22 protein-coding genes are annotated in these 25144 nt (G+C 72.7%); 9 read left to right on the top strand and 13 right to left on the bottom strand.

Annotated features, from left to right (window positions below; translation table 11 throughout):
* Positions 1-22: 22 nt before the first annotated feature.
* From ACFPL3_RS02255 to sucC, 4 genes are all read right to left on the bottom strand, one after another.
* Positions 23-982 (bottom strand): DUF5336 domain-containing protein, encoded by a 960-nt coding sequence (locus tag ACFPL3_RS02255; protein WP_343947235.1) that lies wholly within the window; start codon positions 980-982, stop codon positions 23-25.
* 171 nt (positions 983-1153) lie between these two features.
* On the bottom strand, positions 1154-2686 hold the full coding sequence (locus ACFPL3_RS02250; RefSeq protein ID WP_343947236.1) for an ABC-F family ATP-binding cassette domain-containing protein: 1533 nt from the start codon (positions 2684-2686) through the stop codon (positions 1154-1156).
* A 191-nt stretch (positions 2687-2877) separates the two neighbouring features.
* On the bottom strand, positions 2878-3765 hold the full coding sequence (gene sucD, locus ACFPL3_RS02245; RefSeq protein ID WP_343947237.1) for a succinate--CoA ligase subunit alpha: 888 nt from the start codon (positions 3763-3765) through the stop codon (positions 2878-2880).
* 3 nt (positions 3766-3768) lie between these two features.
* Positions 3769-4938, bottom strand: coding sequence for an ADP-forming succinate--CoA ligase subunit beta (gene sucC / locus ACFPL3_RS02240; RefSeq protein ID WP_343947238.1), 1170 nt, complete (start codon positions 4936-4938; stop codon positions 3769-3771).
* Between the two features lie 191 nt (positions 4939-5129).
* Here sucC and ACFPL3_RS02235 point away from each other — a divergent pair, with 191 nt between their 5' ends.
* Entirely contained in the window at positions 5130-6134 is a 1005-nt protein-coding gene (locus tag ACFPL3_RS02235) for an esterase/lipase family protein (RefSeq protein ID WP_343947239.1), read from the top strand.
* Between the two features lie 289 nt (positions 6135-6423).
* A complete protein-coding gene (locus ACFPL3_RS02230; RefSeq protein WP_343947240.1) occupies positions 6424-7140 on the top strand; it encodes a M23 family metallopeptidase in 717 nt (238 codons plus the stop codon).
* Positions 7141-7457: 317 nt separating this feature from the next.
* Here the strand turns inward: ACFPL3_RS02230 and pcrA are convergent, their stop codons facing one another.
* The gene (gene pcrA / locus ACFPL3_RS02225; protein WP_343947241.1) at positions 7458-9788 is read right to left on the bottom strand and encodes a DNA helicase PcrA; all 2331 of its coding nucleotides are present in this window, start codon (positions 9786-9788) and stop codon (positions 7458-7460) included.
* A 189-nt stretch (positions 9789-9977) separates the two neighbouring features.
* On the opposite strand from pcrA, the gene ACFPL3_RS02220 reads away from it, so the two are divergent.
* The 3 genes from ACFPL3_RS02220 to ACFPL3_RS02210 all read left to right on the top strand — a co-directional run bounded on the left by ACFPL3_RS02220 (position 9978) and on the right by ACFPL3_RS02210 (position 12068).
* Positions 9978-10277 carry a chorismate mutase gene (locus ACFPL3_RS02220; RefSeq protein ID WP_343947242.1) on the top strand — a complete coding sequence of 100 codons (300 nt, stop codon included), beginning with the start codon at positions 9978-9980 and terminating at the stop codon, positions 10275-10277.
* Positions 10278-10325: 48 nt separating this feature from the next.
* A complete protein-coding gene (locus ACFPL3_RS02215; protein WP_343947243.1) occupies positions 10326-10646 on the top strand; it encodes a hypothetical protein in 321 nt (106 codons plus the stop codon).
* 318 nt (positions 10647-10964) lie between these two features.
* A complete protein-coding gene (locus ACFPL3_RS02210; RefSeq protein WP_343947244.1) occupies positions 10965-12068 on the top strand; it encodes a hypothetical protein in 1104 nt (367 codons plus the stop codon).
* Between the two features lie 27 nt (positions 12069-12095).
* Here the strand turns inward: ACFPL3_RS02210 and ACFPL3_RS02205 are convergent, their stop codons facing one another.
* Both ACFPL3_RS02205 and ACFPL3_RS02200 read right to left on the bottom strand, forming a co-directional pair.
* Positions 12096-12764, bottom strand: a complete 669-nt coding sequence (locus ACFPL3_RS02205) for a response regulator transcription factor (protein ID WP_343947245.1) — start codon at positions 12762-12764, stop codon at positions 12096-12098.
* The gene (locus ACFPL3_RS02200) at positions 12761-14056 is read right to left on the bottom strand and encodes an ATP-binding protein (RefSeq protein WP_343947246.1); all 1296 of its coding nucleotides are present in this window, start codon (positions 14054-14056) and stop codon (positions 12761-12763) included. Before ACFPL3_RS02200 ends, ACFPL3_RS02205 begins: the two co-directional genes overlap by 4 nt.
* A 122-nt stretch (positions 14057-14178) precedes the next feature.
* Here ACFPL3_RS02200 and ACFPL3_RS02195 point away from each other — a divergent pair, with 122 nt between their 5' ends.
* Together ACFPL3_RS02195 and ACFPL3_RS02190 are read left to right on the top strand one after the other, a co-directional pair.
* On the top strand, positions 14179-15420 hold the full coding sequence (locus ACFPL3_RS02195) for a PspC domain-containing protein (protein ID WP_343947247.1): 1242 nt from the start codon (positions 14179-14181) through the stop codon (positions 15418-15420).
* Positions 15413-15631 carry a hypothetical protein gene (locus ACFPL3_RS02190; RefSeq protein WP_343947248.1) on the top strand — a complete coding sequence of 73 codons (219 nt, stop codon included), beginning with the start codon at positions 15413-15415 and terminating at the stop codon, positions 15629-15631. Before ACFPL3_RS02195 ends, ACFPL3_RS02190 begins: the two co-directional genes overlap by 8 nt.
* Before the next feature lie 4 nt (positions 15632-15635).
* Here ACFPL3_RS02190 and guaA read toward each other — a convergent pair whose 3' ends face one another.
* Positions 15636-17180, bottom strand: a complete 1545-nt coding sequence (gene guaA / locus ACFPL3_RS02185; protein ID WP_343947250.1) for a glutamine-hydrolyzing GMP synthase — start codon at positions 17178-17180, stop codon at positions 15636-15638.
* Positions 17181-17472: 292 nt separating this feature from the next.
* Here guaA and ACFPL3_RS02180 point away from each other — a divergent pair, with 292 nt between their 5' ends.
* Complete coding sequence (locus ACFPL3_RS02180) at positions 17473-18351, top strand: endonuclease domain-containing protein (protein ID WP_343947251.1); 879 nt, start codon at positions 17473-17475, stop codon at positions 18349-18351.
* Positions 18352-19024: 673 nt separating this feature from the next.
* Here ACFPL3_RS02180 and ACFPL3_RS02175 read toward each other — a convergent pair.
* Positions 19025-20149, bottom strand: coding sequence for a GuaB3 family IMP dehydrogenase-related protein (locus ACFPL3_RS02175; RefSeq protein ID WP_343947252.1), 1125 nt, complete (start codon positions 20147-20149; stop codon positions 19025-19027).
* Between the two features lie 23 nt (positions 20150-20172).
* Positions 20173-21684, bottom strand: a complete 1512-nt coding sequence (gene guaB, locus ACFPL3_RS02170; RefSeq protein ID WP_343947253.1) for an IMP dehydrogenase — start codon at positions 21682-21684, stop codon at positions 20173-20175.
* Between the two features lie 184 nt (positions 21685-21868).
* On the opposite strand from guaB, the gene ACFPL3_RS02165 reads away from it, so the two are divergent.
* Complete coding sequence (locus ACFPL3_RS02165; RefSeq protein ID WP_343947254.1) at positions 21869-22255, top strand: DUF5319 domain-containing protein; 387 nt, start codon at positions 21869-21871, stop codon at positions 22253-22255.
* 70 nt (positions 22256-22325) lie between these two features.
* Here the strand turns inward: ACFPL3_RS02165 and ACFPL3_RS02160 are convergent, their stop codons facing one another.
* From ACFPL3_RS02160 to ACFPL3_RS02150, 3 genes are all read right to left on the bottom strand, one after another.
* Positions 22326-23477 carry an anti-sigma-D factor RsdA gene (locus ACFPL3_RS02160; protein ID WP_343947255.1) on the bottom strand — a complete coding sequence of 384 codons (1152 nt, stop codon included), beginning with the start codon at positions 23475-23477 and terminating at the stop codon, positions 22326-22328.
* Positions 23478-24050, bottom strand: a complete 573-nt coding sequence (locus ACFPL3_RS02155; RefSeq protein WP_343947256.1) for a sigma-70 family RNA polymerase sigma factor — start codon at positions 24048-24050, stop codon at positions 23478-23480.
* Positions 24051-24440: 390 nt separating this feature from the next.
* Positions 24441-25037, bottom strand: a complete 597-nt coding sequence (locus tag ACFPL3_RS02150; protein WP_075942692.1) for a response regulator transcription factor — start codon at positions 25035-25037, stop codon at positions 24441-24443.
* Positions 25038-25144: the final 107 nt, after the last annotated feature.

Here is a 25144-nt window from a genome sequence, read left to right as displayed (position 1 = left end):
GGGGTGGCCTTGCCTGCGGCGCCTAGGACCCGGGCTGGTTGTTCTGCCCGGGCTGCTGGATGATCCGGGTCTCCTCGGCGCTGCCCTGGTCGGAGTCGCCGTTCTCCGGCCGCGACTGCGACGGGGCCGGCGGGGTCTGGGGGATGGCGGTGGTGGGCTCGCCCGAGGCGGACGGGGTGCCCGGCGAACTCGGGGTGTCGCCGCCCTCGTTGCCCCCGGAGTACCAGCTCGGGGCCCCGGCGCTGGAGGAGGACCGCCCCGGGTCGGACTGCTGCCCCCACGGCGCGCCCTGCGGCTGCTGGCCGTAACCCTGCTGGCCGTACCCCTGCTGCCCGTAGCCGGGCTGCTGGCCGAACTGGCCGGGCTGGCCCTGGCCGTAGCCGGGAGCCCCGTAGCCCTGCTGCCCGTACCCCTGCTGGGCGCCGTACTGGCCGTAGCCGCCCTGCTGGCCGTACCCGGGCGGGAACTGGCCGTAGCCGGGCTGCCCGTACCCCTGGGGCGCGCGGGGTCGCGGGGCGGGCGCCTTGACCAGGCCCGCGTCGAGCAGGACGGCTCCGATCACCGCCACCGCCTGCAGGAACGCGAGCACCAGCGCCACGATCGCGGTGGTGGACGCCCCGCCCTGCGCCACCGCCTGCAGCAGGAACAACGTGCCGGTGACGACGATGACGGCGGCCGGCACGAGCACCCGGCCGACCTTGGGCAGCACCGCGGCGGCGGCGAGCAGCCCGCCGCCCACCAGCAGGAAGCCGATGAGGCTGCCCGAGAGCCCGAGCTCCACGAAGCTGAGCACGTAGATCACGAGGCCGAGCCCGGCGGTGGCGAACACCAGGAGGCGGGCCGGACCGGGCGCGAGCTGGGGGCCTTCGGTGGACGTGGGGGTGGACTCGGAGCTCGGGGCGGCGCCGGCCGCGCCCGTTCCGGACGGCGAAGGCGACGCGGGCTGCGACGGCTGCCCGGGTCCTTGGGGCTGCTGGCTCATGCCGACTCCTCGCTGGCGCTCGTCACGGGCATTCGCCCGAGGCGCTGGACCCATGATGCGCTCGCAAGCTCGCTCATGAGGAGATCTCCCTCCGTGCGGACTCCCCGCGGTCCAGCGCAGGCGGTGCCGCCGAACGTAGTCCATCAAGCGCGACAGGGGCCCGGGGGGCGATCAGCCTGGGCCCGGTTCGGGCACCTCGTGCAGGCCACCGTCCACGCTCCACCACCGGGTGCACCCGATCCGCCGCAGGAAGGGCAGGTCGTGGCTCGCCACCACGAGCGCGCCCCGGAAGGCCGCCAACGCCTCGGCGAGCCGGTCGCCGGAGTCGAAGTCGAGGTTGTTCGTGGGCTCGTCCAGCACCACCAGCTGCGGCGGCGGGTCGGCGAGGAGCAGCCGGGCCAGAACCACGCGGAACCTCTCCCCTCCCGAGAGCGTGCCTGCGGGCCGGTCGACCTCGTGCACGCGGAAGCGGGCGAGCCCGGCCCGGACACGCTGCGGGGTGAGCGCGGGCGCCGCGGCGCGCACGTTGTCCAGGACCGGCGCGTCGTCGTCGAGGACGTCCAGCCGCTGAGGAAGGTGGGCGTGCGGCACCGCGGGCGCGAGCCGGCGCAGCAAGGTGGTCTTGCCGCTGCCGTTCGCGCCGAGCACGCCGATCCGCTCCGGGCCGCGGACCACGTGGCCGTCGACCTCCAACACCGTGCGGCCCGCAGGCACCGCCGTGCCCGGGAGGTCGACGCGGATCCGGTCGTCGTCGCGGACGGCGGCCTCCGCGTCGCGCAGCTCGCGGTGGGCGGCCCCGACCCGTACCTCGTGCAGGATCCGGTGCTTGCCCGCCGAGACCTGCGCCTCCCGGCGCCGCGCGTTCATGATGACCTTGGGTCGGCGCTTGTTGGCGTGATCGGTGTTCGCGTAGCGCACGCGCCGGTCGAGCGCGACGCGCGCCTCCACGAGCTGACGCCGCTCGCGCCGCACGCCGGCCTCGGCCACGCGGACGAGACGCCGTGCGGTGTCCTGCTCTGCGGCGATCCGGGCCTCGTACTGCGAGAACGGACCGCCGAAGTGCCGCACCGCGCCGTCCCGCAACTCGGCGATCCCGTCCACGAGCTCGAGCAACTCCCGGTCGTGGCTCACGACGAGCAGCACGCCCGGCCAGGTCGTCACGGCCGCGTGGAGGAGGGCGCGGGCCCTGCGGTCGAGGTTGTTGGTCGGCTCGTCGAGCAGCGCGATCGCGGGCCTGCGCACGAGCAGGCCGGCCAGCGCGGTCAACACGGCCTCGCCGCCCGACAGCGCGCCGACCGGGCGGTCGAGATCGGCCGGCAGGCCGAGGCGGGTCAGCTCCGCGACGGTGCGCTCCTCCACGTCCCACCCGTCCCCGACCGCCGCGACGGCCGACGCGTCCCCCGCCTCGACCGCGCACAGCGCTGCCCGCTGCTCGGCGATCCCGAGCAGCTCGGCGACGCTGCGCTCGGGGTCGAGGGCGACGTCCTGGGGCAGGAGGGCCACGTCCCCGGTGGTGCCGACCGTCCCCCGCGTGGGCACGAGCCGGCCCGCGAGGAGCCGCAGCAGGGTGGACTTGCCGGACCCGTTGGCGCCGACGAGGCCGGTGCGGCCGGGGCCGAACGCGACGTCCAGGTCGCGCAGGACCGGGGTGCCGTCCGGCCAGTCGAACGAAAGGCCGGAGCAGACGATGGCAGGGGTTGACACGACGACACCTCGCGGACGAACCGGAACCCGCCGGGCGGAGCCGCGGACGCGGGCAGGGAGGTGTCAGCTGCGCACGGGAGCACGGTACCCCGAATCCGTCCCAAATGCAACAGGAGTCGCATTAGAAGTTCCGGGACGCAGAAGGGGCCACCTCCCCGCGGGAAGGTGGCCCCTCTGCGAACGTTCGGCGACTACGAGCCGGAGAGGATGTCCTTCATCAGCTGAGCGGTCTCGCTGGGGGTCTTGCCGACCTTCACCCCGGCCGCCTCCAGGGCGTCCTTCTTGGCCTGGGCGGTGCCGGCCGAGCCGGACACGATGGCCCCGGCGTGCCCCATCGTCTTGCCCTCGGGCGCGGTGAACCCGGCAACGTACCCGACCACGGGCTTGGTGACGTTGGCCTTGATGAAGTCCGCGGCGCGTTCCTCGGCGTCGCCGCCGATCTCGCCGATCATCACGATCGCCTTCGTGTCCGGGTCGGCCTCGAACGCCTCGAGCGCGTCGATGTGGGTGGTGCCGATCACCGGGTCGCCGCCGATGCCGATCGCGGTGGAGAAGCCGAACTCCCGCAGCTCGTACATCATCTGGTAGGTCAGCGTGCCCGACTTCGACACCAGCCCGATCGGGCCCGGCCCCGCGATGTCGGCCGGGATGATCCCGGCGTTCGATTTCCCGGGCGAGATGATCCCCGGGCAGTTCGGGCCGATGATCCGCGTCTTGCCGCCCTTGGCGCTCGCGTGCGCCCAGAAGTAGGCGGAGTCGTGCACCGGGATGCCCTCGGTGATCACCACGCAGAGCGGGATCTCGGCGTCGATCGCCTCGATGACGGCGTCCTTGGCGAACCGCGGCGGCACGAAGACGACCGACACGTCGGCGCCCGTCTCCTTGATCGCCTCCTCCACGGTGCCGAACACCGTGAGGTCCTTGCCGCCGATGGTCACCGTGGTGCCGGCCTTGCGGGCGTTCACACCGCCGACGATGTTCGTGCCGGCCGCCAGCATCTTGGTGCTGTGCTTGGTGCCCTCGGCGCCCGTGATGCCCTGGACGATGACCTTGCTGTTCTCGTTGAGGAAGATCGACATGGGTCAGGCTCCCGCCGCTGCCAGCTCGGCGGCCTTGTCGGCCGCGTTGTCCATGGTGTCCACCTGGGTGACGAGCGGGTGGTTCGCCTCGTCGAGGATCCGGCGGCCCTCGACCACGTTGTTGCCGTCCAGCCGCACCACGAGCGGCTTGGTGGCCCCGTCGCCGAGGATCTTCAACGCCTCGACGATCCCGTTCGCCACCGCGTCACACGCGGTGATCCCACCGAACACGTTGACGAACACGCTCTTCACCGCCGGGTCACCCAGGATCACGTCCAGACCCGCGGCCATCACCTCGGCCGAAGCGCCACCACCGATGTCCAGGAAGTTCGCCGGCTTGACCCCGCCGTGCCGCTCCCCGGCGTAGGCGACCACGTCCAGCGTCGACATCACCAGGCCCGCACCGTTGCCGATGATCCCGACCTCACCGTCCAGCTTGACGTAGTTCAGGTCCTTCGCCTTGGCCTTCGCCTCGAGCGGGTCCTCGGTGCGCTGGTCCACGAGGTCGGCGTGGCCCGGGTGGCGGAAGTCCGCGTTGCCGTCGAGGGTGACCTTGCCGTCCAGCGCGACGACCTTGTCCTGCGGGTCGCGCACCAGCGGGTTGACCTCCACCAGGGTGGCGTCCTCGGAGACGAACGTCTCCCAGAGCTTCACGATCACCTCGGCGGCCTGGTCGGCCACCGCGGCCGGGATCTTCCCCTGGGCGACGATCTCGTCGGCCTTCGCACGGTCGACCCCGGCGATCGGGTCGATCGGCACGCGCGCGAGCGCCTCGGGCCGCTCCACCGCCAGCTGCTCGATCTCCATGCCGCCCTCGGCGGAGCACATGGCGAGGAACGTGCGGTTCGACCGGTCCAGCAGGAACGAGAAGTAGTACTCCTCGGCGATGTCGCTGGCCTCGGTGACCAGCACCTGGTGCACCGTGTGGCCCTTGATGTCCATGCCGAGGATGGCGGCGGCCTTCTCCTTCGCCTCCTCGGGCGTCTGCGCCAGCTTCACGCCGCCTGCCTTGCCCCGCCCACCGGTCTTCACCTGGGCCTTCACCACCACGGCGGTGCCGAGCTCCGCGGCGGCGGCTGCTGCCTCCTCCGCCGTCTCGACCGTGCGGCCCGGCAGGACCGGCACTCCGTGCGCGGCGAAGAGCTCCTTCGCCTGGTACTCGTAGAGGTCCACTCGGGTCTCCCTGCCCACTCCGCTGTGCGTCGCGGGCGTACGGCCCGCGCATCCGCTGCCCCGACGACCCTAGCGACGCTTGCCGCACCCGCCCTGACCTGGTCCGGTGACGGCAGTCACCCCGCATCACCACCGTTGCGGGGGACGTGTCAGAACGGGCGTCGACGCCGGTGCTCACATACCGTTGTCCCATGGCGCTGGTCCATGACGGGGTGGACCGCCTGGCTCGGGTGGCCTCGGCGGCGCACGCCGTCGCGGCCGACGTCACCCGTGCGGGCGCCTACGCCGCCCGCACGTTCGGCAGCCCGGCCGGTCTGCGGGGAATCGCCGTGGAAGGGGCCTGGCTGGCGGCCCATCTCGCCGTCTACCCGGCCGGGCTCGTGCACGAGCACCTGCAGACCCCCACCGCGCACCGCACCGACCCGCTGCCGCCGGTGCGCCGCAGCCTGGTGGTCACCGACGTCGAGGCGGCGGGCACCCCGATCCTGCTGCTGCACGGGATCATGGACAACCGATCGGTTTTCACCGTGTTCCGCCGCACGTTGCGCCGCCGCGGGTTCGGCGTCGTGCACGCCGTGAACTACAGCATCCTCACCGAGGACATCCGCACGGCCGCGCACCGGCTGCGGCGCCAGGTCGACGAGCTGCGCGAGCTCGCGGGCGCCGACCGGATCCACATCGTCGGCCACTCGCTCGGCGGGATGATCGCCCGCTACTACGTGCAGCGGATGGGCGGCAGCGCGGCCGTCGACACGCTCGTCACCCTCGGCAGCCCGCACCAGGGCACGCTCGCGGCCCACCTGCTGCCCACCGCGCTCGCCCGCCAGCTCCGCCCGGGCTCGGACGTGCTCGCGGAGCTCGCGCAGCCCGCGCCGTCGTGCGACACGCGGTTCCTGGTGGTCTGGAGCCGGATGGACCAGATGGTGCTCCCGCAGCGCAACGGCCGGTTGCGGCATCCCGACCTCGATGTCGAGGAGCTGGAAATACGTGACGTCGGTCACCTGGCGCTGTCGATCGACCCCCGCACCGTGCACTGGGTCGCCACCGCGTTGAGCCGAACGCCGCGCAACGCTCGGCCGTTCCGCCCAGGTCAGCCCTACTCGCGAGTCACTTCCACGCGCCACTCGAGCACTCGCCGCACGAAATCTGACGCTCCGTCGACCACATCGCCACGCCGAGCGAGGAGTTGCCGGTAGCGAACCGCTCCCGCTACCTTCCCCCGGACCGTGTCACAGGCCGATCACGGCGGCATCGGTGGTGTCCCCGAACGCCACCGCGGGTCCCCCAGCCCACGCCGTCCGGTCCCGACACGGCGCCCCGGTCAGTCGAGAAGGGCAGGTCTTGGCGCGCCACCGCTCCCCCAGCGGCGCCCAGGCGGACGACCAGGTACCGACGACGCCCCTGCGCGTCGCCGACATCCCTGGCGTGCACCGTCTCCCGGCGCCACCTGCTGCATCGGTGCGCGGCCGCGCCACCGTCGCGGCGGTGGCCACGGGTGCGGTGGTCGCGGCCGGACAGACCCTCGCCACGACGTTCCTCGAGGACAACACTCAGGCCGTCGCCGCCCTGCAGCCCGTCGCGGCGGTGACCAAGGATGCGCCGGCCGACGCCTCCGCCTCCGCGTTCGACGGCGCGATCGGCGGCAACCAGCTGCTGCCCGACCCGCTCGCGGTGGACGCGCTCGACCCGGCCTCCCAGGTGGACGTCCAGAACCTCGCCAAGGCCGTGGACATCGGCCGGGAGCTCGCCCGGCAGGCCGCGAAGATCAAGGCCGCCCTCGCCGACGGGGCCTCCGAGGCCGCCCTCTACGGCGACACCGCGTTCGTGAAGCCGACCGTCGGCCGCCTGACGTCGATGTTCGGCAGCCGGTGGGGCCGGTCCCACGAGGGCATCGACATCGCGGGCCCGATCGGCACCCCGATCTACGCCCTCACCGATGCCGTGGTCGAGGAGTCCGGCCCCGCCACGGGGTACGGGCTCTGGGTCGTGCTGCGCCACACCGACGGCACGCAGAGCGTGTACGGGCACGTCAACCGGACCTTCGTCCGGGAGGGCCAGAAGGTGAAGGCGGGCGAGGAGATCGCCGAGATCGGCAACCGCGGCTACTCCACCGGCCCGCACCTGCACCTCGAGGTCTGGAGCTCCGAGGGCACCAAGATCAACCCGCTGACCTGGCTGCGCAAGCGCGGGATCTCGTACTGAGTCCGATCGCCTCCCCGGCCGTCGATCAAGGGGAAAAGGTCGCTGGATGATCTTTCGGAGCGACCATTTCGCCTTGATCGCCGCGATACCTCCGGCTCCGCCCTTCAAGGGGAGACAGCCTCCTGGTGGCGCCGCGCGCCAGGTCAGGCAGGCCCCTGGCCTGCCCGCGAAGCCTGCCGCAGGGGCTCGCAGGTCAATGGTCCGCGGAGCGGATCGCACAGCGACGCCGTAGGCGCCCTTGACCTGGGCGGGGCGGCCCCGCACGATGCGCGGCGCCACCAGGAGGGCGCCTCGATACCAGGCCTGATCAGCAAGAGCTACAGCTTCTGGAGCGGCACCCCGCCGATGAGCATCAGCCGGACCGTGCCCGCGCTGCCGAAGTCGATCAGCACCCGCTGGGTGGACTTGTCGGACTCGATCACGGTGCCGAGGCCGTACTTGTCGTGGTTGACCCGGTCGCCGACGTCGAGCGAGATCGACGCCTTGAGCGCCGCCTTCGGGACGTTCCAGCTGCCGCGGTCGCTGGCGCCGGGACGCTTCCCGAAACCGAACCGCCCCACCGGGGCCGAGCGCTCCGGCTCGGCGCGCCGCCACTCGACCAGGTCGTCGGGCACCTCGGCGAGGAACCGCGACGCCGGGTTGGCGTTGGGCTGCCCGAACGACGAGCGGATCATGGCCCGGGACAGGTACAGCCGCTGCTGGGCGCGGGTGATGCCCACGTAGGCCAGCCGCCGCTCCTCCGCGAGCTCGGCGGGGTCGCCCATCGCGCGCATGTGCGGGAAGACGCCGTCCTCCCAGCCCGTGAGGAACACGACCGGAAACTCGAGCCCCTTGGCCGTGTGCAGGGTCATCAGGGTGACCATGCCCTCGTCGTGGTCGGGGATCGAGTCGGCGTCGGCGACGAGTGCCACCCGCTCCAGGAACGCCGCCAGCGAGCCGGGCGCGGGCGCGCCGGCCTCGACGTCGGACTCGTCCAGGTCGGCCACCGCGGCGTCGCCCGCGAACTCGCGCGCCACCGTGACCAGCTCGGCCAGGTTGTCGCGGCGCGAGCCGTCCTGGGGGTCGTCGCTCGCCTCGAGCTCGTCGGTGTAGCCGGTGCGCGAGTAGACGGCCTCGAGGATCTCGGCGGTCTCCTCGCCGCGCTCCACCAGCTCGGTGAGCTCGTCGAGCAGCCGGACGAACGCGGCGATGCACCGCTGCGACCGGGTGACCAGCCCGGGGATGCGCTCGGGCTGCTCGGCGGCGACGCGCAGCGCCGCCGCGAACGAGATGCGCTCGCGGTCGGCGTACGTGGCGACCTGCTCCTCGGCGCGGTCGCCGATGCCGCGCTTGGGGACGTTGAGGATGCGCCGCAGGCTGACGGTGTCCTCCGGGTTGGACAGCACCCGCAGGTACGCCAGCGCGTCGCGCACCTCCTTGCGCTCGTAGAACCGCACGCCGCCGACGACCTTGTACGGCAGGCCGACCCGCAGGAACACGTCCTCGAACACCCGCGACTGCGAGTTGGTGCGGTAGAACACCGCGACGTCGGAGTTGCGGACCTCGCCGGAATCGACGAGCCGGTCGATCTCCTGCGCGACGAACGCCGCCTCGTCGTGCTCGTTGTCGGCGACGTACCCGACCACCTTCGCGCCGTCGCCCTGGTCGGACCACAGGCGCTTGTCGCGGCGGTTCGGGTTGCGGGCGATGACCGCGTTGGCCGCCGACAGGATGCGCTGCGTGGAGCGGTAGTTCTGCTCCAGCATGATCGTGCGCGCGTCGGGGAAGTCCTGCTCGAACTCGACGATGTTGCGGATGCTCGCGCCGCGGAACGCGTAGATCGACTGGTCGGAGTCGCCCACCACGCACAGCTCGCCGGGCTCGACGCCCTCGGCCGCGGGCGCGACCAGCTCCCGCACCAGCACGTACTGGGCGTGGTTGGTGTCCTGGTACTCGTCGACCAACACGTGGCGGAACCGGCGCCGGTAGTACTCGGCCACGGCGGGCAGCCGCTGCAGCAGCGACACCGTCTCCATGATCAGGTCGTCGAAGTCGAAGGCGTTGGCGGTGCGCAGCCGCGCCTGGTAGACGGCGTAGACCTCGGCGACCTTGCGCTCGAAGTCGTTGGCGGCCCGCTCGGCGGCGTCGTCGGCCGACAGCAGCTCGTTCTTGAGGTTGGAGATCTGCGCGGCGACCCCGCGGGCGGAGAACTTCTTCGGGTCGAGCTCGAGGTCGCGGACCACCAGCCCGACGAGCCGGCGCGTGTCGTCGGCGTCGTAGACGGAGAACGCGCTGCGCACGCCCAGGTGCTTGGCCTCGCGCCGCAGGATGCGCACGCACATCGAGTGGAACGTGGACACCCACATCGCGTTGGCCCGCCGGCCGACGAGCGCGTCGACCCGCTCCTTCATCTCGGCCGCCGCCTTGTTGGTGAAGGTGATCGACATGATCTCACCGGGGTGCACCCCCCGTTCGGCGAGCAGCCAGGCGATGCGGTGCGTGAGCACGCGCGTCTTGCCCGACCCCGCCCCCGCGACGATCAGCAAGGGCGAGCCCCCGTGGACCACCGCCTCGCGCTGCCGCGGGTTGAGCCCCTCCAGCAGGGCCGCACCGCGCTCGGTGGCGGGGCGGACGGGGTTGTCGGTCGGGAGTTCGAACAGCGCGCTCATCGTGTTCGAAAGGGTACCGCCGCACCCCGACGGCCCCGCTGTGGCACACTGCGGGGGTGCCATTGCTCAGCAGGCGATTTTTCTACGGGTACCGGACACCGGTGCCCGTGGCCAGCTGACCAGCCCCCACGACGCCCCGGAGTCCATCGGACCCGGGGCGTTCGCGCGTCACGGGACCGGGCCGGGCACATGCAGGAGGAGACCGTGACCGTGACGAGCGACGACACCGCCACCCCGTCCACCGCCGACGACATCGACGCCCTGCGGCTCGAGATCGACCACCTCGACGCGGAGATCCTGCGGCTCGTCAAGCGCCGCACCGAGGTGTCGAAGCGCATCGGGAAGGCCCGGATGGCCGCGGGCGGACCGCGGATCGTCTACAGCCGGGAGATGGCCGTGCTCGCCCGCTTCCGCGAGCTGGGCAGCGAGGGCCGCGACCTCGCGCTGCTCCTGCTGCGGCTGGGCCGGGGCCGGCTCGGCGGCGCCTGACCCGGCCGATCCCCGCACACGGCCCTCCATCCGTGGCACTCTGGTGCCATGGGTGTGGTGTTCGGGATCGTCGCTGCTGTGATCGCCCTCGTCGGCCTGGTGGTCGCGCTCGGGCACGTCGGCTACCTGGCCCTGCTCAGCTCCGCGGCGAAGAAGCGCGGCATCTCGGGCGGCACCACCACCGACTACGTCAACGGCCGGTGGAAGGTGGCGGGCGGCACGGCGGGCGTCGCCCTGCTGGGCCTGCTGCTCACCGCGGGCAACTCGGTCCCGATCGATCTCGTGGGCCTGCTCCTCGGCGGCGGCGCCGGCATCTACGCCAAGCAGGCGCTCGACTCCACCCGGTCGCGGTTCCGCACGCTCCCCTGATCAAAAACGCGCTCTCCCGATCTCGGAAAGATCACGACGGTCTCCACCCATCGCAAGTCTTCGTCGAGCCGAGCGGCCCGGCGGGCTCGGCGAGCGGATCAACGGAGCGCTGGACGGCTGCTCAGGCGGTCGAACGGTCGGTAATCGTCGTTGAACGGAAATAGACCGTTCGTGTGACATGCGACGAGCGGATGAATGACACTTGGTGTCCGTCCGCGGCATCCGGTAGACATTCGGGCGTCCGTTCACTCCAAGGGAGGACGTCCCGCTGTGGCTCAGATCCTGCACCGAGATGGATCAGATGCACCCGCGACGGAAGTGATCACCGTTGCCGACCTGCTGAGCCGCAACGCGCCCGCCCCGGTGAGAGAGCTCGTCGACGAGCCCGAGACCGACGGCATCTCGGTCGGCGCCCTGCTGCGCCGCGAGGGCCGCGCTCCCCGTGCGGCCGACCGGCCGTTGCAGCCCCGCTCGCGCCGGGACGAGGAGCCCGCCGACGAGGAGCGGTCCGACCGGCGCGACATGGTCCGCCGGGGCGCGATCGCCGCAGGCACCCTGCTCGCCGCGGGCTCCGTGCTCGGGGCCACGTTGCTCACCGACGTCGTGCCCACCGCCAACCAGGTGCCCGCCCCCGGGGGCGCCGAGGACGACGGTCCGTATCCCGGCCAGGGTCTGCTCGACCCCGATGGCCCGGTCGCTCCCCCGGACACCGTCGTCATCGACCAGGCGGCGGCGCGCGACCCGCTCGACGCAGGCACCCCCGCCCCGTCCGACTGGGTGCCCGTGGCGTTCCCGGGCGCGCTGGCCGCGGGCAACACCGGCGCCGAGGACACCGGCAGCACCGACGACGGCACCGGCGACACCGGTTCTCAGGGCAGCGCGGGTGACGACGACGACTCGTCCGCCGCCACGTCCACCGACGGCGACGACGACTCCGGCTCCACCGCCTCCGGCGACGACTCCGGGTCCTCCGCCGGCGACAGCTCGGGCGGCAGCAGCGGCAGCAGCGGCAGCAGCGACGACTCGTCCGACCGGTCCGGCGACTCGTCGGACGGCGACGAGGACGACGACCGCGACGGGCTGCTCGGCACCGTCGGGAAGACCGTCGGCGGGGTCGTCGGCGCGCTCGGCCTCGGCGGCGACGACGGCGACAGCGACAGCAGCAAGAGCGAGAAGAGCAGCGACGGCGACGACGACGATGACGACGAGGGCTCCCGGTCCTCGCGTCTCATGTCCGCCGACGATGCAGATGATGATGAGGACTCGTCCGCTCCCCACGGCGAGGATGACTCGGATTCCCGCAGCGACAGCGGCGATGACGAGGACAGCGGCAGCGATGGCGACGACGGGGGTGACGACGACGGAGGCGATCGCGGCCTCGTCGGCGCCGTCTCCGACACCGTCGGCGGCCTCCTCGGCTGACGCCGTCGCGGGCGTCGGGCCGGCGCGCTAGACGAGGCGCCGGTCCGACGCCCACCGCGAGAGCTCGTAGCGGTTCGACAGCTGCGTCTTGCGCAGCACGCTCGACACGTGGGTCTCCACGGTCTTCACCGAGATGAACAGCTCACCCGCGATCTCCTTGTACGCGTAGCCGCGGGCCAGCAGGCGCAGCACGTCGCGTTCGCGGCGGGTGAGCAGGTCCAGCTCCGGGTCGCCGGGCGGGGCGGCACCGGGCCGGTCGGAGAACACGTCCAGCACGAAGCCGGCCAGCCGCGGGGAGAACACCGCGTCGCCCGACTTCACCCGCCGCACCGCGTCGGCCAGCTCGCGCCCGGAGATCGTCTTCGTGACGTAGCCGCGGGCCCCCGCGCGGATCACCGCGATCACGTCCTCCGCGGCGTCGGACACCGACAGCGCCAGGAACACGACGTCCGGCAGCTCCGGGCGCAGCTGCCGCAGCACCTCGGCGCCGCCGCCGTCGGGCATGTGGACGTCCAGCAGCACGACGTCGGGACGCAGGTGGCGGATCGCGGCCACGGCCTCGTCAACGGACCCGGCCTCGCCCACCACCGTGACGTCGGGGACGTGCCGCTCGAGCTCGGCACGCACCCCCGAGCGGAACAGGCCGTGGTCGTCGACCAGGAAGACGCGGATGGGCGCGTCGGACGGTTCGGTCATGAGTTGGCTTCCTCCTGCGCCCGCGCGGGTGCGGGCTCGTCCTGCTCGGCGGTGTGCCCGTCGACCGGCATGCTGAGGTGCACCTCCGTGCCCTCGCCGGGGGTGCTGCGCAGCCGCACGGCGCCTCCGTGGCGCTCCATCCTCCCGTGCACCGAGTCGGCCAGGCCGTGCCGGTCGGCCGGCACGGCGGCCGGGTCGAAGCCGACCCCGCGGTCGCGCACGAACACGTGCACCTCCGAGGGCTCCACCTCCACGTACACGCTGACCTCGCCCACCTCGGCGTGCTTGGCGGCGTTGACCATCGCCTCCCGGGCCGCGAGCACCAGCGCGCGCAGCCCGTCGTCGAGCGGGCGGTCGCCCACGACGACCGGGCTCACGTCGATCGCGTACGTGTCCTCCACCTCGGCCGCGGCGGAGGTGATGGCGTCGGCCAGCCCTTCCGACAGGGCCGGGTCGCCGGACGCGCGGCCCGAGCGGCCGTACCCGGTGGGGCCGTACAACCAGTGCCGCAGCTCGCGCTCCTGGCCGCGGGCGAGCCGCAACACCTCCCGCGGCTGGTCGGACTGGCGCTGGATGAGCGCGAGGGTCTGCAGCACGGAGTCGTGCAGGTGCGCGGCGATCTCGGCACGCTCGGCCTCGACGATGCGTTCGCGGCGTTCCTCGCCCAGCTCGCGCATGAGCCGCACCCACCACGGGATCGTGAGCACGCCGACGCCCACCAGCGTGGCCAGCACCGCCAGCAGTCCGAACTGCAGCTGCGAGAGGTCCAGGTTGCCCAACAGGAACACCCCGATCCCGGTGGCGACGAACAGCGCACCGGCGATCACCCGCCACAGCGCGGCACGGCCGCCGCCCACCACTCCGGTGACGCCGGAGCGCGCCCCGGCCGTCCAGCGCCTCCGCTGCGACTCGTCGGCCTCCCGCCACACGACCGCGGCGCCGACGGCCGCGACCCCGAGCGGTCCGACGATCCAGCCGACCACGGTGTTGCCGAGCGCCGCGGCGGCGAGACCCGCGCCGATGCCCAGCGCGGCCAGGCCGACCGCCTGCTGGCGCTCCGCACGCCCGAACGTGCGCTGCACCTCCGCGGGCTCCTGCCGCACGAAGATCCACAGCAGGCCGTAGGCGATGGCACCTGCGCCGTTGAGCGCGCAGAGCACCACGAACGCCGTGCGCACCCAGAGCACGTCGATGCCGAGGTGGTCGGCCACGCCGCCGGCGACACCCGCCACGAAGCGGGCGCTGCGCCTGCGTACGAGCGGCGGCGTCGCGGTCGCGGGAACTCCGTTCACGCATCCATCGTCACACGCGCAGACGGGGAGGACATCGGGGAAACCTCCGGGACGGCTCGGGGCCATCCCCCATCCTCGAGCGGTCCGCGGGCGGGCAGTCTGAACGGCGAGGAGGTGGCGGCATGAACAGCCGAACGGACGTCGGCGACACACTGCGGGAGATGTGGGAGACCCGCCCCGCACGGCCGAGGGACGACCGCAAGGTCGCGGGGGTGGCGGCGGGCATCGCGCGCCGCTACGACATCGACCCGGTGCTGGTGCGGGTCGGGTTCGTGGTGGCGGCGTTCTCCGGGATCGGGGCCGCGCTCTACATCGCGGGCTGGATCCTGCTGCCCGACGCGCCCGCCGACCCGGCGGGTCCGCAGACCGAGCGCCCCCGCAGCTGGCTCGTGATCGCGTTCGCGATCGTCGCGGCGGTGACCATCGGTGGGATGTTCGGGGACGGACCGGACATGATCCTCCCGCTGCTGGTCGTGGCCGGGCTGCTGTACCTGCTGCACCGCAGCCGCGGCGACCGCGGCACCGCGGTGGCGGAGGCGCCCACCGTGGCCACGGCCACCTCATCGTCCGCGGCCCCGACCGAGGTGTCGCTGGTGAAGGAGCCCACCGGGGCCGCCGCGAGCACCGAACCACCGGCCACCCCACCCGCGTGGGACCCGCTCGGTGCCGCCCCGTTCGCGTGGGACCTGCCCGAACCCTCGCCGCCCGTCACCGAAGCGCCGCCGCGGAAGCTGCCCGTCACTCCGGTGACGCTCGGGCTCGCCCTCCTCGCCGGCAGCGCCACCGCGGGGATCATGATCCTCGGCGGGATGTGGACGCTCGGGAACCTGGCCGTGCTGAGCGGTGTGGTCCTCGCGGTGCTCGGCGTCGGACTGGTCGTCGGATCGTTCCTGCGCACAGGGCGCGGCCTCATCCCGGTCGCGCTGCTCGTCGGCGCGCTCACCTGGAGCCTGCTCGCCGCGCCCCTCGACCGCTGGCAGGGCGACGGGTACGGCGAGCTGAGGGCGGCGCCCACCACCGTGAGCTCGCTGCAGCCCAGCTACGAGCGCGGAGCGGGCGAGATCAACCTCGACCTGAGCAGGCTCGACCTCGCCGTGCCGCCCGACGGCAACACCAGCCCGGTGCGCACGCGGATCTCGATGGGCGCGGGTGACGTCCAGGTGCGGGTGCCGCCCGCCGCCGACGTCACCGTCACCGCGCGCGCCGGGTTCGGCGACGTCCGGTTCGGCGCACTCCGGGACGAGGGCCCCGACGCGTACGTGCAGGCGATCGACGACCTCGGCACCGACGGTGTGCGCGACGGCCGACCGCTCGTGATCGACATCGACGCCGGTGTGGCGGATGTGGAGGTGCTCCGTGGCTGAGCAGGGAACGACCCCGCAGAAGCGCAGGCGTGGGCCCGACCCCCTCGCCCTCGTGGTGGGGCTGCTGGCCCTCGGGATGGCGACGAGCGCGTTCGTCGGCGAGGTGCCGTCGTTCGCCGGCTTCGACGCCCGGTGGCTCCTCGCCGCCGGTGCCGCCGCGATCGGGATCCTGCTGCTGGTCGGCAGCCTGCGCGGCCGCCGCTCCAGCTAGTTCGTCACTCCCATTCGATGGTGCCGGGCGGCTTGCTCGTGACGTCGAGGACGACCCGGTTGACCTCGGCCACCTCGTTCGTGATGCGCGTGGAGATGCGCTCGAGGAGGTCGTAGGGCAGCCGGGTCCAGTCGGCTGTCATGGCGTCCTCGCTGGAGACGGGCCGCAGCACCACCGGGTGGCCGTACGTGCGCCCGTCGCCCTGCACGCCCACGCTGCGGACGTCGGCCAGCAGCACCACGGGGCACTGCCAGATGTCACGGTCGAGCCCCGCGTACGTGAGCTCCTCCCGCGCGATCGCGTCAGCCGCGCGCAGGGTGGCCAGCCGGTCGGCCGTGACCTCTCCGATGATCCGGATGCCGAGCCCCGGGCCGGGGAACGGCTGTCGGTGCACGATCGTCTCGGGCAGGCCGAGCTCGGCACCGACCCGGCGCACCTCGTCCTTGAACAGCGCCCGCAGCGGCTCGACGAGCTCGAACTCGAGGTCGTCTGGCAACCCGCCGACGTTGTGGTGGCTCTTGATCGTGGCCGTGCCCGACCCACCACCCGACTCGACGACGTCCGGGTACAGCGTGCCCTGCACGAGGAAACCGACGTGCTCGCTCTCCGCGACCTCGGCCGTGGCGGCCTCGAACACGCGGATGAACTCCCGCCCGATGATCTTGCGCTTCTCCTCGGGGTCGCTCACCCCGGCCAGCGCGTCGAGGAAGCGGTCGCGGGCGTCGACGGTGTGCAGCTTCGCGCCCGTGGCAGCCACGAAGTCGCGCTCCACCTGCTCGCGCTCCCCCGACCGCAGCAGCCCGTGGTCGACGAACACGCAGGTGAGGCGATCCCCGACCGCGCGCTGCACGAGCGCGGCCGCCACCGCGGAGTCCACGCCGCCCGACAGGCCGCAGATCGCGCGCCCGTCGCCGATCTGGGCGCGCACGGCGGCCACCGTGTCGTCGATGATCGACGACGTGGTCCAGCTCGGCGTGATGCCCGCGACCTCGTGCAGGAACCGCCGCAGCACCTCCTGGCCGTGCGGCGAGTGCCCCACCTCCGGGTGGTACTGCACGCCCGCCAGCCGCCGCACCGGGTCCTCGAACGCCGCCACCGACGCCCGCTCCGAGGACGCCGTGACCGTGAAGCCCTCCGGGGCGCGTACCACCGAGTCGCCGTGGCTCATCCACACCGGGTGCCGCTCCGGCAACCCGTCGTGCAGCACGCCGCCGCAGACGGACAGCTCCGTGCGGCCGTACTCGCGGGTGCCGTCCGGGGCCACCTCGCCGCCGAGCGCCTGCGCCATGGCCTGGAAGCCGTAGCACAGCCCCAGCACCGGGATGCCCGTCGTGAACAACTCGGGGTCGACCGTCGGCGCACCGTCCGCGTACACGCTCGACGGCCCACCGGAGAGGATCAGGGCCGCCGGCTTGCGCGCGACGATGTCGGCGACCGGCGTGTCCCCCGGGACGATCTCCGAGTAGACCTGCGCCTCCCGCACCCGGCGGGCGATGAGCTGCGCGTACTGCGCGCCGTAGTCGATGACGAGGACGGTGGGGGGCTGCACCGCACCAGGGTATGTCGTGCGCCCCACCACCCCCGGCCACCCATCCCGAATCGCGACGAGAAGCACTCCTCGGCTCCCCCGCGAGCACTGCCGTACGGCTCGGATCGATCACCGGCCGCGAGCCGCACACCAGCGCGCCCCCGCAACCCTGATGTACGCCTCGCACGGGGTGATCCTTCCGAGAAGGACGTGGACGTTGGGCAGGCAGCCGTGGGGTGCTTGCCGGCGGCGGATCGTGTGCAGGTGCGAACGGGATGGAACCGCGCACCCGCAGGGGCCGTCGGTGCGGGTCATGGATCTGACGCAACCGTTCCGCGGCTCCTCCGCGATCGCTTCCGGCCTTCTCACCCCCGGCCTCCTGCGCGGGCCGCGATTCCGCCGCCTGTTCCCCGACATCCACGTGCTCGTCGACACCGAGGTCGACTTCGCACTGCTCTCCCGGGCGGCGTACCTGCTCGTCGAGGGGCGGGGCGCGCTGGGCGGGTACTCCGCCGCCGAACTGCTCGGCGTCGACTGCGCACCGCTCGGAGCACCGGCCGAGATCGTCTCGCGGCACCGCGTGCGCCCACACCCCCGGCTGATCGCCCGGCAGGACGCGATCCCGCCCGACGAGCTGCAGGTGGCCGGTGGCCTCGTGGTCACGTCACCGCGGCGTACCGCCTACGACATCGCCCGCCGCACCTCGCTCGTCGAGGCCGTGGTGGCTGTGGACGGTCTGGCCAACGTCCACGGATTCGACCCTGGTGACGTGCTCGGCGTGGCCCGACGGCACCGGGGTGCCCGCGGAAGCGCGCAGCTGCCGCAGGTGGTGGAGCTGTCCGATCGCCGTTCCGGCTCGCCCATGGAGACCCGCATCCGGCTCGCGCTGCGGTTCGCGGGGCTTCCGCTGCCGGTGCTGCAGCACCGGGTCGGCCGCTACCTGCTGGACCTCGCCTACCCGGCTGTCCGCATCGCCGTTGAGTACAACGGGCGCGACCACCTCGACCCCGATCGCGCGCTGCACGACCTGGAACGCGAGGCGTACCTCACGGCTGCGGGCTGGAGCGTGCTGCGCTTCGGGGCGTACATCGTCGTCCGACGCCCGGACCTGGTGGCGGAGCGGGTCCGCACGCGCCTCGACGCCGCCGCCCGCGAGGCAGGCGTGCCACTGGCGGCCCTCTCAGCGGCATGACTGCATCGAGAAGCACACCCCGGCTCTCCGGACCACACTCCCGTGCTGATCACCAGGATCGCTCGCTGGAGAACTCACACGAGACGCACCGCAACGCTGCACCGACGACACCGGCGTACTCCTCGCGGCGATCCTCCCGCCCGAGACGCACACCCCAGCCCGACGGCCGACAGCAGCGTGCTGCTGGCCCCCATCAACGACCAGAGACCCACCCGAGACGCACACCAGCGCTACCCGAACGACGGCAGCGCGCTGCTCGCTACCACCAGCAACCAGAGACCCACCACCGAGAAGCACACCACCGCTACACCGACGACAGCGGCGTACTCCTCGCCGCGACCCTCCCGCCCGAGACGCCCAGCCCAGCCCGACGGCCGACAGCAACGTGCTTCTCGCCTCGACCATCAACCCGCGGTCCGGCCGGAAGTACGCCCCGGCCCCGACCACACCGGTGTACTGCTCGCCCCGACCTCCATTGGAGAGCCTCTCGAGACGCACACCAGCGCTGCGCGAGCGACGGCAGCGTGCTGCTCGCCCCCATCAGCATCCGGAGATCTGCGCCGAGAAGCACATCAGCGCTGCGGAACGACAGCAGTGTGCTGCTCGCCGCCACGAGCGGGCCGAGCCGCACACCAGGGCATCGGGGACGCCTGCAGCGGCAGGACCAGGAGGGTCAGCCGCGGACCGTGAGGCCCACGCGCTGGAACTCCTTCAGATCCGAGTAGCCCGTCTTCGCCATCGCCCGGCGGAGGGCCCCGAAGAGGTTGACCGTGCCGTAGGGGCTGCGGGTGGGGCCGAACAGCAGCGTCTCCAGGTCGATGTCGCCCTGCAGGTACCCGGAGATCTCCGACCGCGGCAGCGACGGGTGCGCCACGGCGGAGGTCCAGTACAGGCCGCGGCCGGGGCTCTCGCTCGACCCCGCGAGCTGCTCGCCCAGCATGACGGCGTCGGCGCCGCAGGCGATCGCCCTGGCGATGTCGCCGGAGCCGGCCATCCCGCCGTCGGCGATCACGTGGACGTAGCGGCCGCCGGTCTCGTCCAGGTAGTCGCGGCGGGCCGCGGCGGCGTCGACGATGGCGGTGGCCATCGGCACGCCGATGCCGAGCACGTCGTCGGTGGTGGTGGCCGACGACTCGCCGTACCCGACGATCACGCCCGCCGCGCCGGTGCGCATGAGGTGCATGGCGGTGCGGTAGTCGCCGACGCCGCCCGCGACCACCGGGACGTCGAGGGAGTTGATGAACTCCTTGAGGTTGAGCGGCTCCCCGCCGGACACGTGCTCGGCGGAGATGATCGTGCCCTGCACGAACAGGATCTCGACGCCACCCGCGAGCAGGTCGGGGGTGAGCTCGCGCGCGTGCTGCGGGCTCACCCGGGCGGCGACGGTGATGCCCGCCTCGCGCACGGTCTTCAGCGCCTCGGTGAGCAGCGCGGGCTGGACCGGGGCGGCGTGCAGCTCCTGCAGCAGCCGGACGGCGGCGAGCGGGTCGTCGTCCTCCACGGCGTCGGCCACCCGCCCCAGCGCGCCCTCGACGTCGGAGTGGCGGGCCCACAGGCCCTCCGCGTTGAGGACCGCGAGCCCCCCGAGCCGGCCGATCCGCACGGCGGTGGCCGGCGAGACGATCGCGTCGGTGGGATGGGTGACGAGCGGGATCCCGAAGTGGTACGCGTCGAGCTGCCAGGCGGTCGAGACCTCCTGGGAGCTCCGCGTCCGCCGGGACGGCACGATCTCGACCTGAGCCAGGTCGTAGCTGCGACGGGCCTCCCGGCCCATCCCGATCTCCACGAGGTCACGCACGGGTGACCACAGTAGAACGCCCGCTATCGGGCCGCGTAGTTGGGCGCCTCGACCGTCATCGTGATGTCGTGCGGGTGGCTCTCCTTCAGCCCGGCGGCGGTGATCCGGACGAGCTGCGCCTGCTGCAGCTGCTCGATCGTCTCGGCGCCCGCGTAGCCCATGCCGGAGCGCAACCCGCCGGTGAGCTGGTGCACCACCTGCGCGAGCGGGCCGCGGAACGGGATGCGGCCCTCGATGCCCTCCGGCACCAGCTTGTCCTCGCTGAGCACGTCGTCCTGGGCGTAGCGGTCCTTGGAGTACGACTTGGAGTCGCCGCGCGAGCGCATCGCGCCGATCGACCCCATGCCGCGGTAGGTCTTGAACTGCTTGCCGCCCACGAGGATCAGCTCACCGGGCGACTCGGCCGTGCCGGCCAGGAGGCTGCCCAGCATCACGGTGGACGCTCCCGCGACGATCGCCTTCGTGATGTCGCCCGAGTACTGGATGCCGCCGTCGCCGATCACGGGCACGCCGGCCGGGGCGCACACCTGCGCGGCCTCGTAGATCGCGGTGATCTGCGGAGCGCCGACGCCGGCCACCACCCGCGTGGTGCAGATCGAGCCCGGCCCGACGCCGACCTTCACCGCGTCGGCGCCCGCCTCGACCAGCGCCGCGGCGCCGGCGCGGGTGGCGACGTTGCCGCCGACGACGTCGACGTTGTGCCCGACCTCGGCCTTGAGCTTGGCGACGGTCTCCAGCACGCGCCGGGAGTGGCCGTGGGCGGTGTCGACGATCACCACGTCGACACCGGCGTCCACCAGGTTCATCGCCCGCGCGTAGCCGTCGTCGCCGACGCCCACGGCGGCCGCGACCACCAGGCGCCCGTCGGGGTCCTTGGTGGCGAGCGGGTACTTCTCGGTCTTGTTGAAATCCTTGATGGTGATGAGGCCGCGCAGGATGCCGTCACCGTCGATGATCGGCAGCTTCTCGAGCTTGTGGCGGCGCAGCAGCCCCAGCGCGGCCTCCGCGGTGACCCCGACCCGGGCCGTGATCAGCGGGGTGTGCGTCATGACCTCGTGCACGGGCCGCGAGTGGTCCATCTCGAACCGCATGTCGCGGTTGGTGATGATCCCGACGAGGTGCCCGCCCGCATCCGTGACCGGCACGCCGGAGATCCGGAACTTGGCGCAGAGCGCGTCGACGTCGGCCAGCGTGTCGTCCGGGGAACACGTGACCGGATCGGTGACCATCCCGGCCTCCGACCGCTTCACCACCTCGACCTGCGCCGCCTGCTCCTCCGGCGACAGGTTGCGGTGCAGCACACCCAGCCCACCCGCGCGGGCCATCGCGATCGCCATCCGGGACTCGGTGACGGTGTCCATCGGGGAGGACACGATCGGCACCTTCAACCGGACGCGGCGCGTGACCTGCGTGCTCGTGTCCACCGAGCTGGGGATGACATCCGACTCCGCCGGCAGCAGCAGCACGTCGTCGAACGTCAGACCCAGCATCGCGAACTTGGGGGGTAGTTCCTGGCTCGTGGCCTCGGTCGTCATCGCCACCATCCCGTCTCGCCGTCACGACCCCTCCCGTCCATCGTATAGACGGCGATCGCTCCGGCCGCCGAGGTCGTGACGAGGCCGTGACCACACCCGCTCCGCCCGCCGTCCCCGTGTTGATCACCCGCTGGGACCAGCGTTCGCCGTGCGGGGCATCCGCAGCGTCTCACGTGCGGGTATCGTGAGGTTCGTGTCACGTGATGCGCTGCCGCCCGACCCGTTCGCGGGCGATCCGCACGATCCCGCGCTGTCGCTCGACCGCCCGGAGACCGTCGAGCAGGAGTCGCTGAGCGAAGCCGAGCGCGACGAAGTGGTGGCCGACCTCGCCGATCTCGCCGTGTACCAGGCGCTCCTCGAGACACGTGGGGTGCGCGGCATCGTCGTCGACTGCGGCGACTGCGGCGAGCAGCACTTCCACGAGTGGAGCCTGCTTCGCTCCAGCCTGCAGCAGCTGCTCGACGAGGGCCAGATGAGGCCCCACGAGCCCGCGTTCGACCCCGACCCCACGAACTACGTCACCTGGGAGTACTGCCGCGGCTACGCCGACGCCGTGCTGTCCGACTCCTGACGGGCGAGCCCGACCAACGACGACGAAGCCCCCGATCCTGTGGAGATCGGGGGCTTCGTCGTGTCGGGCGTCAGTTGCCGGTGGCAGGCGGGCGCGCACCGGACGCGCTCGGCCCGCCGGTCTCGGGTGCCTCGGCGTCGCCCTCGTCGCTCTGCGGGGGCGCGGGCGAGCTGGTGGGGTCGGGCCTGCCCTCCGAGGTGGCCGTGGGGCTGCTCCCACCCGTGGGCTCGTCCGGCCCGCCCTCGCCGTTGCCCGCGCCCGGGGCCGGCGTGGGAGTGCTGGTGGGCGCCGAGGTGCCCTGCTCGGGTGCGGCCGCCCGCCGCGGGTCGTCGGTGGGCCGGGTGGTGGGGCCGCCGGTGCTGCCGTCGGGCGTGTTGGCGACCTCAGGACCCGGCTCGCCCTCGCCCGTGCCCGTTGACGGGTCCGCGTCCCGGGTGGCGCTGTCGGCGTCCTCGGACTCCGACGGCCGCGGGTCGCGCACGCTCTCCGGGACCTCGCGGGAGGGCTGGGTGGCCAGCGGAGACGCCGGGTCGACCTTCTTCCCCTCGGGGGTCTCGGCGGCCTTGGCGCGCAGGAAGTCCTGGGCCTCGGCGAGGTCGCTCTGCCCCTCCTGCGGGCGGACGGTCTCGAGGTCGCGCTGGGCCTGCGCGAGCTCCTTCGCCGCGAGCACCGGCTGCCCCGCGGCGAGCGCCGCCTTGGCGGCGTCGATCCGCTCCTCGACGCGCGCCGCGGCCTCGACCGACTCGGCGCGTTCGCTGTAGAGCACCTTCGACACGCCCCACAGGGCGTCGTCCGGTTGCGCGTTGTACGAGGTGACGGACACTCCGCCGATCGCGAGCACGATGAACGCGGCGGCCGCCGCCACCGGCACCAGGTGCCGGGTGCGCCCCGACGGGGGGCGCGCGGCCACCACGGTGGACACCGCGGTGTCGAGGTCGACGAGTTCGGGGATCGGGTCGGCGTCGACGTCCGCCTTCCACGCGGCGAGGATCGCGGCCACGCGGTCGTCGGCGTCGTAGCCGCCGACGCCGGGTGCCGACACCGACATGCCGGCGGCGAGGGCGTTGATGAGCTCGTCATCGGCCTGCACCGCGACGAGGTCGACCGGCTCGGCGGCCTCGTCGAAGGACATCGGCTGCGACTGCATGCCGTGCGGGCGCGACCCGTTGGTGCCGTTGTGGCCGTTGTGGTCGCCGAAGGGGTGGCGCGTGTCATCGGGCACTCAGACCACCTCCTCCTCGGGCATCGACTTCCGTAGGCGCGCGAGCGCCCTGTGCTGTGCCACCCGCACCGCGCCTGGCGTGGAACCGACCGCTTCCGCGGTCTCCTCGGCCGACAGCCCGACGACGACGCGCAGCACCAGGATCTCCCGTTGCTTCTCGGGGAGCGTGTCGAGGAGCTTTCCCATCTCGCTCGACAGTTCGATCCGCAGCGCGCGCTGTTCGGGCCCGTCGGACGACTCGACGGCGTCGGGGAGCTCCGCCACCGGCTCCGACCGGTTCCGGGTGGCCGCCCGGTGTGCGTCGATCACCTTGTGCGAGGCGATCCCGTACACGAACGCGAGGAACGGGCGTCCCTGCACGCGGTATCCGGGCAAGGCCGTGAGCACGGCCAAACACACCTCCTGTGCAACGTCGTCGGCCGAGACCGACGAACGGTCCACCCGACCCAGGCGTGCCCGGCAGTAGCGCACGACCATCGGCCGGATGAGGGCGATCACGGCCCCGACGGCCTGGGGATCGCCCGTCATGGCACGGGCCACCAGTTCGTCGGGTACGTCTGTCTGCTCACTCATCGCGGACCGTGGTTCGCGCGTTACGGGACATGTTCGGCATCATCCGTTCGTGAGGCTGACCACGGAGAGTGTTCAACCGTGCCTCATTGCGGACCACCGTAGCGAAGGCGCTCGGTGGACCGGGATGGGCTACTTCGTCTGAAGGGGAAGACGCACGAACGAGGCTCTCGGTTGCCGTGACCGGACCATGTCCACCCGATCGGGTGCTCAAGTCACCGCGGGAGAGCTACACCGCGGGAGAGGTCAACGCGTGATCGCGCACTGCGGGCGACCGCGGATGTGAAGAAGGTGTGTGCGGGTGACACCGGCGCGCCGGGTGACGACGCGCAGGGCGCGAGCGGGAGCGGCGCCTGCCGGCGCCGCTCCTCGCGCTCGTCTCGTTGTCGTGCCTCAGGAGACGAGGCCCCGGCGGAAGCCGTGGGCGACCGCCTGGGCGCGGTCCCGCACACCGAGCTTGCGGAACAGCCGGCGGGCGTGGGTCTTGACCGTGTCCTCCGACAGGTAGAGCTCGCGGCCGATCTGGCCGTTGCTCTTGCCCTGGCTCATGCCGCGCAGCACCTGGAGCTCGCGCTCCGTGAGCTGCACGCCGGGGTCCGTGGGCGCGCGCGGTGTGGGCACAGCCGTGCTCGCCAGCGTGTGTGCGAGTGCGGCCACCAGCTCGGGACGCGACGCGTCCCAGCGCAGGTAGCCGCGCGCACCGCCGGCGATCGCGGCAGCGATGCTGCCCGCGTCGTCGGGGGCGCCGAAGACGATGACGTTGGCTTGTGGGTGGGCGGCGACCAGCCGCCGCGTGGCCTCGACCCCGGTGGGCACCGCACGCTGGGTGCCGACCAGAACCACGTCCACGGGCTGCCGGGAGAACCTCGCCAGCAACTCGTCCCCATGTGCAACGCAATCGATCCGGTGCACCCCCGGCACCGCGGACATCACGCGGGTCAGGCCTTCGCGGACGCTGCGACGATCGTCGCAGATGAGTACCGTCGTCACGACGATTCCTTCCTGCAGCTTCCTGCAGCCGGGTGATGTGTCACCCCCCTCATCGGCGGGTGACAAGCTCACCTTGACACGATCAGGGCCGGTTTGTGCCCTCCATT

The sequence above is a fragment of the Pseudonocardia zijingensis genome, from assembly GCF_042657305.1.
GTDB lineage: Bacteria > Actinomycetota > Actinomycetes > Mycobacteriales > Pseudonocardiaceae > Pseudonocardia > Pseudonocardia zijingensis.
The sequence above is the reverse complement of the archived record's forward strand: the minus strand, read 5'-3'. Positions and strand labels throughout refer to the sequence as shown.

Bases quoted from the DNA above. Each gene is read 5' to 3' on its own strand.
- sucD (WP_343947237.1), bottom strand. From the start codon at position 3,765: ATGTCGATCTTCCTCAACGAGAACAGCAAGGTCATCGTCCAGGGCATC.
- ACFPL3_RS02155 (WP_343947256.1), bottom strand. From the start codon at position 24,050: ATGAGTGAGCAGACAGACGTACCCGACGAACTGGTGGCCCGTGCCATG.
- ACFPL3_RS02235 (WP_343947239.1), top strand. From the start codon at position 5,130: ATGGCGCTGGTCCATGACGGGGTGGACCGCCTGGCTCGGGTGGCCTCG.
- ACFPL3_RS02180 (WP_343947251.1), top strand. From the start codon at position 17,473: ATGGATCTGACGCAACCGTTCCGCGGCTCCTCCGCGATCGCTTCCGGC.
- ACFPL3_RS02215 (WP_343947243.1), top strand. From the start codon at position 10,326: ATGGGTGTGGTGTTCGGGATCGTCGCTGCTGTGATCGCCCTCGTCGGC.
- ACFPL3_RS02195 (WP_343947247.1), top strand. From the start codon at position 14,179: ATGAACAGCCGAACGGACGTCGGCGACACACTGCGGGAGATGTGGGAG.
- pcrA (WP_343947241.1), bottom strand. From the start codon at position 9,788: ATGAGCGCGCTGTTCGAACTCCCGACCGACAACCCCGTCCGCCCCGCC.
- guaB (WP_343947253.1), bottom strand. From the start codon at position 21,684: ATGACGACCGAGGCCACGAGCCAGGAACTACCCCCCAAGTTCGCGATG.
- ACFPL3_RS02220 (WP_343947242.1), top strand. From the start codon at position 9,978: ATGCAGGAGGAGACCGTGACCGTGACGAGCGACGACACCGCCACCCCG.
- ACFPL3_RS02255 (WP_343947235.1), bottom strand. From the start codon at position 982: ATGAGCCAGCAGCCCCAAGGACCCGGGCAGCCGTCGCAGCCCGCGTCG.
- ACFPL3_RS02205 (WP_343947245.1), bottom strand. From the start codon at position 12,764: ATGACCGAACCGTCCGACGCGCCCATCCGCGTCTTCCTGGTCGACGAC.